Origin of the sequence: Pseudomonas frederiksbergensis, from assembly GCF_000802155.2 — a bacterium.
GTDB classification, from domain to species: domain Bacteria; phylum Pseudomonadota; class Gammaproteobacteria; order Pseudomonadales; family Pseudomonadaceae; genus Aquipseudomonas; species Aquipseudomonas frederiksbergensis_A.
Window position 1 is genome coordinate 101,525 of record NZ_JQGJ02000005.1, and the last position, 14,455, is coordinate 115,979.

Genomic DNA, 14,455 nt, shown 5'->3' on the forward strand with positions numbered 1-14,455 from the left:
CGCGCTGATCATTTCGCCAATTGAAAGGGGTTCTCCGTCGCCCGGTCGTAATCGACGAGGTGGCCATAGTCGAGACGGTAGACCCGGTCCGCCACATCGAAATAACGGTCATCATGGGTGATGGCAATGACTGTCTTGCCGGCCGCTTTCAGCTCAGGCAGCAACTCGTTGTAGAACACATGGCGGAACACCGGATCCTGGTCGGCCGCCCATTCGTCCAGCAAGAAGACTTCACGGCCCTCCATCATCAGCAGCAGCAAGGCCAGGCGTTTGCGCTGGCCTTGGGACAACGCAGTGGTGGACAGGCGCCCGGCGGCGAATTCAACCTTGTGGGCGAGCCCCAGGCGCTCGAGATAGTGGTCCACCCGAGCCTCCAATCCTTCATGGTCGCCCGCCTCGCCCAGCACGTCGGCGAACAGATAGAAGTCGGCGAAGATCGCGGCGAAGTGCTCGCGGTGCCATTCGCTGGTGCTGGCATCGAGCACCACCCCATTGAGTGACACCTCGCCCGCCGCGGGCACGTAGAGCCCGGTCAACAGCTTGGCCAGGGTCGACTTGCCGCTGCCATTGCCACCGACGATGAAAATCAACTCGCCGCGCCGGATCGTCAGGTCGATCGGCCCCAGCTCAAAGGCAAATTCCTCCTTCTTGCCGGCATACCGGTAATGCACATCCGACAGGCGCAGCTCGCGAAACGGCTGCGCCGCTTGCGCGGGCGTCTTGAACTGCACCGTCTCGCCCAGTGCCAAGGCGTCGATGGCCTGCAAGGCGACATGGCCGCGAATGACCGCGGGAATGGCATCGAGGATCATCGAGATCGGCGTACGCAGGAACATGATCGCCAGGACGTAGCCAACCACCACCTGCTGGCTCAGCAACCCCAGCCCCTGGCCGAGGAAAAACAGCGTGCCGATCAGCACGAACACCAGCAGCGTCGTCCAGTTCAGGTTCACTGCCCACAAGGTGTCGGCGCGCACCGATGCGTCCAGCGACGCTCGGGCAATAGGTTCGAGCTTGCGTTGATAAAGCAGATGCCGGCGCTCCCGGCTCAGGCCCAGTTCGCAACGCCCCTGGATCGCGGCTTCGAACTGCTCGGTGAGTTGATCGTCCTGTTGCCGGACAGCCTGCATCAGGCGCTTGACCTTGCGTCCCAACAACACATCGAGGCCGACGCCGGCGGCGATCACCGCCAGAGTCAGGCCAAAGAACGGCAGGCTCAGCCAGGCCATGTACGCCAGCCCTGCCAGCAACAGCAAGCCGTTGTACAAGGAAATCGGCAATTGCTTGAACGCCGTCGCGACGGTGGTCACGTCCTTGGTCAGGGCGTTGTAGATGCGTGGGCTACCCAACCGTTCGATGCGTTCGAGGGCAGTTCCCAGCACCTTGCCCACCAACCGCAAGCGCAACTGGTACACCAGGCGATGGCCGATCTGCACCAGCAACCATTGCGAGGTGACCCCGCTGATGAACAACAGCACCAGCAGGCCACCGAACAGCAGCAAGCCCTGGCCGAGGTCGTCCAGGCCTTGTTCCAGGCAGCGGTTGATGTAGCCGATCAGGCCGATACTGGTGGCCGCGCTCAAGGCACTGCTCAGCACCGCGAGGAAGATGCGCCACCGCGCGTTGTGCAGCAGTTCTTTCAATAACATCATGGGACCGACACCACCTTGGCAGAGGTTTGCAACAGTAAAGGCAGCAGGTTTTCGACCAGGCGCGGCTCGCCGGGCATCTCATGATGCCCCGCATCCAGCGTCCACTGGCTGACGGGTTGTCGCGCGTGGGCTTGCCATTGCGCGCGCAAGTCGCCGTGGGCATTGCCGCGCCACAGCCAGACCGGCACATCGACGATGGGCAAGGCCTGCTCGTACAAACGGGTCTTGATCGCCCGATATTGCGCCATCAGCGCCAGCAGTTCAGCATCCGCCGCTTCCCATTGCAGATGCCCGCGTACCTGCTCATCGTCCAACAACCGAGCGACACCCTCGGCATAGTCAAGGCCGGCCAACAGCCCCGTCAATCGCTCCCGTAGCGATTCTCCGATCGGCTGGCCGTGGTTGCGGCAATAAAATGCGAAATCGGCAATCAGCTGGCCCGCTTCGTCGCCCTCGCCGGCCAGGCTGCGCTGGGCATCGTGATCGAGCACCACCAGGCCTTCGACGCTGAAGCCGCTGGCTTGCAGATGCGGCACCAGCAACAAGGCCAGGCGCGCGGCGAGGCTCCAGCCCAACAGCACCAGCGGACGCGCTTTGAGCTGCACCGGGATGCTCGCCACGTATCGGCGCAACAGCGTGTCCATATCGTCGTTGGCCCAGCCGTTTTCCAGGGCGGCAAGACCGAAGGCCGCAACTGCGCCGCGCAGGTTGTCCACCAGCGGCTGGTACGCCTGCAGGTGCCCTTGCGCGCCATGCACCACCAGCAAGGCCGGTGCCTGCGGATCGGCGTCGTTGAGAACTCTCCATGGACCGTTGCCCTTCTCGCCCAGGCCCTGCACGAGATCACGCACCGTATGCCGCTCGAACAGCAGGTTGGTCGGCAGGTTGAGGCCCAACCGTTCGCGGATCAGCGACACCACTTTGATCGCCGCCAATGAATGCCCGCCGACACTGAAGAAGTTGTCGGTCACACCGAGGTCGTCGACACCCAGCACATCGCACCAGATCGCGAGCACGGCGGTCTCCAGTTCGCCCTCCGGCGCTACGCGGGTGTTCTGCAAGCGTTGCCGGGCGCGTTCAAGCAGATGCTTGCGATCGAGCTTGCCGTTGCTGTTCAGCGGCATGGCCTTCAGCGCAAAGATACCGCTGGGCAGCATGTAGTCCGGCAGTTGCCGGGCCAGGCTGGCGCGCAACGGATCCGCGCCTTGGAACTGAATCTCGTCCGTCACCACAAAGGCCAACAACCGAGCGTGATCGCCTTCGCCATCCATAAGCACAGCCGCCTGCAAGACGCCCGGCTGGGCCAGCATCGCTTGCTCGACCTCCGCCAGTTCAAGGCGAAAGCCGCGGATTTTCACTTGTTGGTCGTTGCGCCCCAGAATGCGCAGGGCTCCGTCGGCCTGGCGCAACGCCAAGTCACCGGTGCGGTACAAGCGTTGACCGCTGGCGGGATCGACACCGAAGGCACCGCCGCCGACATTGCCGACGTAACCCCTGCCGACACTGGCGCCACTGATGCACAACTCGCCGGCCTGCCCGGATGGTACCGGTCGTTGCTGCTCGTCGAGCAAGTGAACGCGGTTGTCCCCCAGCACCTGGCTCAAGGCGCAACCATTCACGCCCTGCGCCAGATCGATGGCCCGCCACAGTACGCCGACGGTGGTCTCGGTCGGGCCATAGTGGTTATACAGCCGGCAGGTTGGTCCGGCCTGGGCCAAGCGGGTCAGCAACGTCTCGCCAATCGGTTCTCCACCCAATACCAGCACTTGCCGTGGCAGTACGTCGGCGGCCTGCTCGCCCATCAAGGCTTCGAGGTGCGACGGGACGATTTTCAGGACGTCGAGGGGATGACGCCGAAGCTCTTCGGCAAAGGCCTGTGCGTCGGTCACGGCCGACTGCGCGAGCACGTGCACGCAACCACCCTGCAGCCACGCCGGGAACAGCACGGTGTTGCCCAGATCGGCGAGCAGCGACGACACCAGCCCGTAATGCCCGCCCTCGGGCAGTTGCAGCGCGCGGGTGACTTGGGTGACGTAATGACGCAACTGCCCTTGCTCGATCTGCACCCCCTTGGGCTTGCCGCTGGTGCCCGAGGTGTAGAGCACGTAGGCGAGGTCCTGCGCGGTGCCGGAGCGCGGTGTAGCGAACAGCGGCCCGTTGCTCGCCTGTGACCAGCAGAGCGTGCGCACCGACATGTCCGGCAACAGGCCCTCCAGGTGCAGCAGCAACGCCGGTTGCGCATCGTCGAGTATCCCGGCCAGGCGCAGCGGCGGCTGCTGGGGATCCAGCGGCAAATACGCGGCACCGACCTTGAAGCAGGCAAGCATTGCCACCAGCATCTGCGCGCCGCGCGGCAGGTACAGCCCCACCACGTCTTCACGGCCCACGCCCGCGTGATCCAGGCTGCCGGCGACGCGGTCACTCAGCGCATCGAGTTCACCGTATGAAAACACTTGGTCGGCGTAACGCAGCGCCGGGCGATCCGGCTGTGCCTGGGCATGCCGGCGCAGGGCCGCGACGATGTCCAGGTCCGCTGCGAGGTCAGGACTCGGCGACGACGCCAGGGACTCCTCGGGCAAGCGCGCATCGATGCCATCGATCAGCCCGTTGGGCGATTGCAGCACTTGGCCGAGCCAATGTTCGAAACGCTTGAGCAATGCCTGCATCTGCTCGCCGCGATACACCCCGCGATCATAAGCCAGCGCCAGTTCGCAATTGCCTTGGGCGTCGAGGATCAACTGCAGTTGCAGCTCGACCGGCGTGTCGAACGACAGCCATTGCAACGCGTCCGGTTGCGGCACGCGCAGTACCTGCAATCCGGCCTGGAAACTGGCACGCCACTCTGGCAACAACTGCGCCTGGCCAACGTACTCTTGCCAGTCGACGGCGCTCTCCAGTTGCCGGGCCAGTTGCCGGGCCAGGTTCACCAGGGTGCTGTGCTCGGATATCTGCACCACCATCGGCAACGTCTGTTCGAACACCCCAAGCGCGCCGGTCAGCTCCTCGTAGTTGTCCCGGGGGTCGTGCTGCAAACCAAGTTGACCCTGGCGTTGGCCATTAAGCCTGCCGAGCAGCGATCCCCAAGCGGCGAGCACCAGTTGTTCGACGGCCACGCCTTCGCCATCGGCCAATGCCGTGAGCAGCGCCGGCAGGGTCGGCGCCAGTTGCTGGCGGACCACCGCGTGACGGCCGTCAGCGATGCCGTAGCGCTCGACGAGGCGCATGCCCGAGACGTCTTGCAAGGCCAGGTTGCGCCAGAACTGCATGCCCTGCTCGGCGTCTTCATCCAGTTGCAGTCCATTGATCCATTCGACGTAGTCCGGGTACTGCATGGGCTCGTCATCGAGCGGCGCGGCGCGGCCGAGCAAGTGCTCGCGCAACTGGACCAGGCTGCGCGCGTCCAGCGAATACACCGGGACCGCCAGCATTAGCTGATCGTCGAGCAGCCAGGCCAGCACATCGGGCTGTTCCGCCTGGCAATGACGCTGGGCCTCCTCCAGCCATGCCGGCTCGTCGTGGCCGTCGGCTGTGCGCCCCTGGCGCCAGTCCAGGCGCAATGCCTGGGGCTCGATCACCCGCTGGCGCAACCCGGTGGCGCCCAGCGGACGCTCGTAGCGCAGGCACAGCGCCTGGTGCTGCGCCAGGCTGTCGCGCAAGCGTTGCTCCACAGTGCCTGCGGCAACGCCCGTCAATGACATGCACACCCAGCGCCAGGCGTGCGGATTGGCCTGGGCCAGTTGTTTCTGCTGGGGTGAAAGCGTGAGTCCGAGGTCCATCATGGGGTCAACTCTTCAAGTGTCTCTTCAGCCTGCGCCGGGGCGGCCATGACTTGGTGGCGGGCATAGATTTCGCCCATGGCCACGACGATTTTGCGCTCGCCCTCGAACGGATCCCGGGCGTGCGCCGCCAGCATGTTATCGAGCATCACCACATCGCCCTGTTGCCAGTCGAAGCGCACCGCACACCGGTCGTAGGCGGCATTGATGGCGTCGATGGCTGCCGGTTCGAGTTCCGAGCCGTCACCGTAGAACACTTGCCTCGGCATGGCCGACTCGCCGTCACGCAGGAACTGCTCGCGGATATCGGCATCGAGAAACGCCGGGTGGTACAGCTGGATCTGGTTGAAGAAGCTCTCTTCGCCGGTCAACGGGTGCAGGATCACCGCCGGGCACACCTGGCGGGTGTGCAGGTCGTTGGCGCCGCGCCATTGGAACTCGATGTTGCTCTCACGGCAGATCCGCTCGACCTCGGCACGATCCTCGGTCTGGAAGAAGTGCTGCCAACTGACGTCCAGGCTGGTGCTGAAATTTCGCACATACATCAGTTGTTTGCGCCGCAGGTTCGCCTGCAGCCAGGCCGGCAGTTCACGGTAGACCTCGCGGCTGTCAACGATCGGCGTCGCGCCACCGGAAGTCGCCGGCGTCTCGCAGTAGAACCACTGTCGACGTGGCCAACGATGCTGGTGCGCGCTTTCGTTGTGGAACAGGATCATCCGATCCTTGGGGTATGGCGTGGACTTGTAGATGTTCTTGCCGCCCTCTTTCTTAGGCAGGTCACCGTATTGCCCGTACAGCTGCGGACACAGGGCCTGGCAGAACGCCTCGAAATCCGCCGGGGTCGGCAAGTCGAAGCCCCGGAACAGGATGCCGCCATGCTCGCGCAGCCAGTTCTCGACCTTGTCGCGGTTGGCTTCGGCCCAGATGGCCGGGGCCAACTCCCGGTCCCGCAAGGAAACCAGCAACGGAAATTTCGAGTCCTCTCGCAGCGGCCGGGCTTCGATGGGCTCGCGGGTCGCCGCCGATCCGCTCTGGCGCATCTTGCCCAATTTGTTCATTTTGCGTTGCAGCGGATTGTCCGTGGACATTGCAGCAGCTCCCTTTACAGTCGCAATCAAGGTATCGATGGGGGTGTCCGGCGCGCCGAGGGCCTGCTCCAGCAGCGACTCGAAGGCACCGCGCAAGCGTTCGACAGTGGCCGGGCGGAACAGGCTGGTGCGGTACACCCAGCGCAGGCTGATGGCATCACCGTCTTCGCTGGCGAACAGGGCCATGTCGAACTTGGAGTGGTGCTGCTCGCCCGTCAGCGGCTCGACCTGCAGGTCGCCCAGTCGGCGCTGCTGGCGCGGCGTGTTGTCGAGCACGAACAGGGTCTGCAACAGCGGGTGCACATTGGCCACGCGCGGCAGCTCCAGGCATTCGACGACCCGCTCGAACGGCGTGTCCTGCCAGGCGAATGCCTGCAGGCAAACCTCGCGGACTTGCAAGGCCTGCTCGCGCAAGCTCAGTTCCGGTTGCACGCGGATACGCAAGGCCAACAGGTTGACGAAGAAGCCAATCAGCGATTCGGTGGCCGGATGGTCACGGTTCGCCACGTCCGTGCCGATCACCAGGTCGCGGCCCTGCGTCTCGCGTTGCAGCACGGCGGCGTAGCATGTCAGCAGGAGCATGAACGGCGAGGTGCCGCTGTCCTGGGCGAACGCTTTGAGACGGCCAACCGTGGCGGGCGGCAATTGGAAATCCACTGCCGCCCCGGCACCGCTGTCACGCTCCGGACGTGGAAAATCGAATGGCAGTGGCACCTGCGCGGGGATGCCCGCCAAGGTCCGTCGCCAGAAATCCAGGCCTTCACGCTGACGCAACCGGACCGCCGCCGAGCTTTGCCAAACGGCGTAGTCGACGTATTGGATCGGCAACGCTTGCTGGGTCGGCAGCACGCCGGTGCTGTAGGCCTCGTAGCCTTCGATCAATTCGTCGACCAATACGGCGCCGGACCAACCGTCGGAAGCGATGTGGTGCATGACCATCTGCAGCACATGATCCTCTTCGCCGAGGCGATACAGGACCACTCGCAGCGGCGCCTCGCTGCCGAGATCGAACGGACGCAGCGCCATGTCCCGGGCTTCATCCGTCCACTGTGTTTCAGTCGAGGCAAGGGTTTGCAGAGCCACCGCCGACTGCGGGTGAATGCGCTGGCGCAGTTCGCCGCCGCGGGAGTGATAGGTGGTGCGCAGGATGGCGTGTCGACTCACCAGCCGCTGCAACGAACGCTCCAGGGCCTGGATATCCAGTCGTCCACGCAAACGGACGCTGCTGCCCATGTTGAAGCTGCTGTCGGCCAGATCAAGTTGTTGCATCAACCAGACCCGTTGTTGCGCCGAGGACAGTGGCTGCTCGATGTTTTGGTCCACCGCTGGGATCCTCAGCGAAGCCAGGTCCTGCTCGGCGGCAAGGCCCTCGATTCGCTCGGCCAGTTGCGCCAGCACAGGCGTTTCGAACAACCAGCGCAAGGGCACCTCGAAGCCCTGCTCACGCAGGCGAGCGCGGACCTGGGCGGCCATCAGTGAATGCCCGCCCAGCTGGAAGAAATGTCCATCGGACGGGACGTCCTGCACGTCCAGTACCGAGGCCCAGATCTGCGCCACCAAGGCCTCGCTGGCCGACAGCGTACGCCCGGTCGCCGGCGTGCTGCCGACAACCGTTTGCAAGCGCGGCAGTTGTTTGCGATCGACCTTGCCGTTGCTGTTGAGCGGCAACCGATCCAGCGCTTGCAGGTGCGTCGGCACCATGTAGATCGGCAAGCGCGCCTGCAAATACTCGCGCACAGCCGCTTCATCAGGTGCAGCGTCCGGTTCTGCCACCCAGAACGCGACCAGGTGCTCGCCTTGCACGGCCACGACGGCTTGCAGCAGTTGCGGATGGCTCAGCAAGACGGCCTCGATCTCCCCCAGTTCGATGCGGTAGCCACGCAACTTGATCTGGTCGTCGGTGCGTCCGAGGTAGTACAGCTGGCCGTCGGGCTGCCACCGCGCCAGATCGCCAGTGCGGTACAAACGGCCGCCGTGACCGAACGGGTCGGCAATGAAGCGCTCGGCGGTCAGCCCCGGCTGCCCGGCGTAACCCCGGGCCAGGCCGTCCCCGGCGATATAGAGTTCGCCGACGCAGCCTGGAGGCACTTCGCACAGGTGCTCATCGAGGACATGGCAACGGGTGTTGAGCAACGGCCGGCCTATCGGGGCCACGGGCAATTGCAGCGTGTCGACGGGCGTCTGGGTCGACCACACCGTGGTCTCGGTCGGGCCGTAGACGTTGATCAATCGAGCCACGTGCTGCTTGAGTTCGCTGGCCAGTTCCGCCGACACCGCCTCGCCGCCGGCCAGGGCCACTCGTCCTTCCAGCACCTGGCGATCACCTTGCAACAGCATCGCCCAGGTGGCGGGCGTTGCCTGGATCAGGTCGACCGATTGTTCCTTGATCAAGCGTGCGAGCAACAGCGGATCCTGGCGCTCGTCCTCCTCCGCCAGGACCACCGTGCCGCCACGCACCAGCGGCAGACACAGTTCCAGGCCGCAAATGTCGAAGGTCACGGTGGTCAAGGCCAGGTAACGCTGCACATTGTCCAGTGGCAACGCCTGCTCCATGGCCAGCAGGAAGTTGGCGAAGTTGCCACGACTGATCTGCACGCCCTTGGGTTGCCCGGTCGATCCCGAGGTGTAGAGCGTGTAGGCCAATTGCCCGAGGTGCCTAGGCAATCCCGGCGCCTGCGCGGGGAATTTCGCCAACGGCAGGTCTGCCCACAGGCACATGCGCAGCTCGGCAGGCCAATCCGAAGTTGCCGAATCGCAGAGCAACAAACGCGGCTGCGCCCGGTTGAGCACCTGCGCCTGGCGAGCCGGCGGATGAGCGCGGTCGAGGGGCAAATAGGCGGCACCGGCCTTCTGGATGCCCAACATGCACACCAGCAGCCGCTCGTCCCGAGGCAGGCAGAAGGCAACCAGCGATTCGGGCCCGACGCCTTGGGCCAGCAACCAATGGGCCAGGCGGTTGGCTTGGGCGTCCAGGGCGGCGTAGCTCAGTTGACGATCCGCGCAATGCACGGCAATACGCTCGGAATGCACCGCGGCCTGCACTTCGAAACGCGTCACCCAATCCGCTTCGCCGTGCAATGGCAACGACTGCCCGGCAGTCGCCAGCGTCGCAACCGAGCGCAGCGGAATCTCCAACAAGCGAGCATCAAGATCCATGCCCGCCAGGCTGGCAAGCAACGCCTGGTAGTCCTCCACCAGTCGCTGGGTGATGTCGGCACGCAACAATGCCGTCGCATATTCGACGATCAAACTGGTGCTCGCCTCGGCACCGCGACCTTGGGTGAACAGGTTGAACGTCAGGTCGAACTTGGCGCTCACCACGCCACCCGGTAGTGCCAACGCCTGGGCAGAGATGCCGGGCAGGTTCAGGCTGCGGGAGTCCTGATGGTCGACTTGATAGTTGAACATCGTCTGGAACAATGGTGTGCGGTCCAGGCTGCGCTCGACATCCAGCACTTCCAACAACTGCTCGAACGGCAGCGCCTGATGGGCCAGGTCCTCGGTCAACTGGCTGCTCAGGGCCTGGACGTACGCTTGCAGGCTCTGGCGACCATCAATCTGTATGCGGTGGGCCAATGTGTTGACGAACAACCCGACCAACGCTTGGCTTTCCACCGACTCACGCCCCGCCACCGGCAAGCCGACGGCGAAATCATTGCGTCCGCCATGGCGCCAGAGCAACAACTGGTAAGCGGCGAAATACAACACGAACGGCGTGACGCCAAGCGCCCTCGCCCGGGCCTCGACCGCAGTGCTCAGCGAACTGGGCAGGACATATTCGTCCCGCGCTCCGCTGAACGTCTGCAACGCCGGCCGTATGGATTGCTCGGGGAACTCCAGCGGCTCGTTACCCAGGCCTTCCAGGCGTTGTTGCCAATAGCCCAACAATGCCTTGCCAGGCGCCCCGGCCAGGTGTTGCCGCTGCGCCTTGATCAGCGGCAGCAAAGCGCTTGCCGCCGGCAGGGTCCGGTCTTGATAAAGCGCTGCCAGGTCCTGGACCAGCAAGCCCATGGACCAGCCGTCCACGGCGATGTGGTGCACGTTGAACAACAGGCGATAGTCGTCGGGTGCAGCACAAAACACATCGATGGCCAGCAGCGGTCCCTGCGCGAGGTCGAATACCCGCCTGGCCGCGCTGGCAATGGCCGCATCCTGTTCCGCGTCACTCAGGCCGCCGATGTCATGGACGTTGAAGATCGGCGCAGCTGTGTCGTCCAGACGCTGCCAGACTTGCCCCTGCTCTTCGAAGAAACGACAGCGCAACGCGTCATGACGGGCCGCCAGCGCCTGACAGGCGCGTTGCAGGCGAGGCACGTCCAGTTCACCGCGCAAGGCCAACAACTGGGTGACGTTGTAGGCGGTTTCAGCCGGATCGAACTGCTGCATGAACCACACCCTTTGCTGGGCATGGGACAGCGGTTGCGGTTGCCCCGCGTCCTCGCTCGGCGGCATGGCCTCAGCGACCGGCGCGACAACCGGCGCGAGCACCTTGGCCAGTTGCCGAGGGGTCGGGTTTTCCAACAGTTGCCGGGGCATCAGGCGCAAGTCGGCCTGACGCAAGCGCGCGATCAACTGCAAGCTGAGGATCGAGTCGCCGCCCATGGCAAAGAAGTCGGCGTCCGGCCCGAGGGCAGGTTGCCCGAGCAGTTCGCGAAAAGCCGTCAGCACCGCAAGCAATGCTGGCTCGGCGCGGCAGTCGATGCACAGGGCCATGGCCGCCAACGTCGGATGCTGCAGCACGTCCCGCGGTTGCAGCTTGAGCCCTTCCCGGGACGCCAGGCCAATCAATTGCAGACTGAGGATCGAGTCCCCGCCGAGGGCGAAGAAATCGTCCTCACGGCCAACTTGCGCGCACCCGAGGGTCTGGCACCACAGTTGCGCCAGGCGTTGTTCGGTGTCGCCGTTGGGTTGCTCGGCGGCTTCGGCGACCGGTTCATCGACGGCCGGCTCCGGCAATGCACGCCGATCCAACTTGCCGTTGGCCGTCAATGGCAGCGTGACCAGTGCCAACCAATGGGCCGGCACCATGTGTTCCGGCAGCTGCCGCCTGGCCTCGGCTTGCAGCGTCGCGAGGGCTTCGGTCGACACCGCAGGGCTGAGATACGCCACCAGTTGCGTCCGCCCTTTTATCTCGCAGGCCAGCACCGCGCCCTCGCGAACCTGGGGCTGGGCGTTGAGCCAGGCACTGACCTCGCCCGGTTCGACGCGGAAACCGCGAATTTTCACCTGATCGTCCTGACGCCCGAGAAATACCAGGCGCCCTTGGCGATCCAGGCGAACCCGGTCACCGCTGCGATAAAAACGCTGGCCCTGGGCGGTGGAGCCGAACGCGCGCGCGGTCAATTCCGGCTGACCGAGGTAGCCCTGGGCAACCTGGGGACCACCGATCAACAGCTCACCGGCGACCCCGAGCGGCACCGATCGGTCGTGGTTATCGACGATGCGCAAGTCACAGCCGGACAGCGGCTGGCCCAACGGCAGATACTGACCCGCTTCGAACGCATCGGCGTCGAGGATTTCTCCGCAAGCCACGCCGACCGTGGTTTCCGACGGGCCATAGTGGTTGAAGATCCGCAGTTGCGGCGCCAGTTCACGCAGCTTGGCGAACAATGCCTGGTCGAAGCCCTCGCCTCCAAGGATCAACAAATCCTTGGGCAGGACACGACCGGCGTCGTCCAGTGCCAGCAAACCACGCAGGTGCGAAGGGGCGATCTTCAGGCAGTCCACCGGATGCTGGTCGAGAAAATCAGCCCAGCCGGGCGGATCAAAGGCCAGCGATGCCGGCGGCAAGACCAGCGGGTCGCCCGAATTGAGCGCGGCGAAGACAGAGGTCAAGCCAAGGTCGGCGGCGACCGTTGCCAAGGTCGCCCAACGGCTTGCGGGTTTGGCTTGCAAGCGTTGACCAACGGCATTGGCATAGTGTGCGAGGTTGGCATGGGTGACCTGCACGCCTTTTGGCTGGCCGGTCGAACCCGAGGTGTAGATCAGGTACGCAGGTAATTGTGGCTGGCTGAGGCTTTCGTCCTGACTGATGTCCGCGTTAACCGACCAGTCGGCGACACCCAATGCCAGGTGCGCAATACCCAGGCCGGTCTCCGGCGCTTGCGCCAATGTCAGCCACAGGCTCGCGCCGCTGTCTTGCAGCAGTTGCGCGAGTCGCCGGGCCGGTTGTGCCGGGTCGAGAAACAGGCAAGTCGCGCCACGGTGCCAGCACGCCAGGGTTGCCAGCAGTTGTTCAGGGCAACGCGGCATGCACAGGGCAACCACCTGCCCCGGCCCAACGCCCTGCCCGGCCAGCCGTGCGGCCAACGAGCAACTGGCCGCGCCGAGCGTGGCGTAATCAATGCGCTGCTCCAGGCTGCACAACGCCATGGCATTCGGCGTGTGCGTGGCCCAGTGCAGCACTTGCTGGTCCAACGGCAACGCCATCGAGTCCAGGACCGGGCCGCGCACTTCACTCGCCGGGGACACCAGTTGCAGATCCGCCAGGCGCCGCTGCGGATGCGCCGAACCCTCGTGGAAAATCGCCAGCAAGTCGTCGAGCATTTGCTCGACCGTGGCCGCGTCGAACAATTCGTCGCTGTATTCCAGTTCGCAGCGCAACTGCGCATCGGCGGTGCGGACCATGCGCAACGTCAGGTCGAAACGTGCGTGGCGTTGCGGCGGGTCGAGCACTTCGACCGCCACGCCGGGCAAGGCCAGGGTGCGGCTTTCGGGCAGATCGACCTGGACGAACATGACCTGGAACAACGGACTCGAACGCGGACGCTCAAGACTTTCGAGGATGTTCTCGAAGGGCAACTGCTGATGGTCGAACGCCGCCGCAACGGTGTCGCGAGTGCGCAGCAATGCGCTGCCGAAGTCCGGGTTGTCTTGCAGACGTTGGCGAATCACCAGGGTATTGAGCAACGGGCCGATCAACGGTGCCAGCTCCGGACGGTCACGTTGCGCCGCCGAGGTGCCCAGGCACAGGTCCGTCTCGCCGCTGTAGCGCGACAGCAGGCAGCTGAACGCTGTCAGGCCGTAGATGTACAGCGTCACCCCGTGATTACGGATGGCTGCCTCGATCGCCGTTGTGAGGTGCGGCGGGAGTTCCCGGGCCAGGACCGCGCCACTGTGGCGGCGTTGTGTGGCCAAGGGGCGCGGGCGGTCCAGCGGCAACGCCATCGGCGCAGGCGCATCGGCCAGTTGGTCGCGCCAGAAATCGATGTGCTGCTGGCAACTGTCGCTGTCCAGCCATTCACGCTCCCACGCGGCGAAATCGGCGTATTGGATGGGCAATTCGGCTAGCGCGACAGCCTGGTTCGAAGCGAGCGCCCGGTAAGCCTCGGCCAATTCGAGGGTCAGTTGCTGGGCCGACCAGGCGTCATAAGCGACGTGGTGAATGGTGAAAAACAGCCAGGTGGAATGCTCCTGGGCGTCGCTGAACGCTTGCCAGCGCCAAGGCATCGATTGTGCCAGGTCAAAGGGTTCGGCCAATTGGCGGGCGTATTCATCGGCGCACCATTGCTCGTGTTCCGATGCTGGGATGGCCAACCGTTCGACGCCAGGCAACTGAACCTGTTGTGGCTCGCAATGGGGCTGTAACTGTCCGCTGGCGTCAGGGCTGTAGCGCGTGCGCAGGATCTGGTGGCGATCGACCACCTGCTGCATCGCCTGCTGCAAACGCTCGCCGTCCAGGCGCCCATCGAAACGCAGCACCGAGCACAGGTTGTAGAGCGCGCGACTGCTCAGGGCTTCAGCCGACAGGAAACGCCTTTGCGCCTGCGCCAACGGCCTGTGCTCGCCGTCGTCGAGCACGGCGGGGACGATCGGCAGGCGCCAGCTGTCAATGCCCTTCTCGGCCAAGCGTTGGCGAAAGACCTTCTTCTTGTCCGCGGGCAAGGATGCCAGCCGCTGCGCAATCTCCAGGAAAGCTTGTTGCGTCATCGTACTCATC

General features: G+C 64.6%; 3 protein-coding genes. All 3 read right to left on the reverse strand.

The window, feature by feature from the left end; translation table 11 throughout:
* Positions 1–8: 8 nt before the first annotated feature.
* From JZ00_RS11665 to JZ00_RS11675, 3 genes are read right to left on the reverse strand one after another with little or no spacing between them, the layout of a single operon-like run.
* Complete coding sequence (locus JZ00_RS11665; protein ID WP_039589899.1) at positions 9–1,652, reverse strand: cyclic peptide export ABC transporter; 1,644 nt, start codon at positions 1,650–1,652, stop codon at positions 9–11.
* Complete coding sequence (locus tag JZ00_RS11670) at positions 1,649–5,431, reverse strand: non-ribosomal peptide synthetase (protein ID WP_039589897.1); 3,783 nt, start codon at positions 5,429–5,431, stop codon at positions 1,649–1,651. The genes JZ00_RS11665 and JZ00_RS11670 overlap by 4 nt, the downstream gene beginning before the upstream one ends.
* Positions 5,428–14,445: a non-ribosomal peptide synthetase gene (locus JZ00_RS11675; protein ID WP_046509710.1), complete on the reverse strand. Its 9,018-nt coding sequence runs from the start codon at positions 14,443–14,445 to the stop codon at positions 5,428–5,430. Before JZ00_RS11675 ends, JZ00_RS11670 begins: the two co-directional genes overlap by 4 nt.
* Positions 14,446–14,455 lie beyond the last annotated feature (10 nt).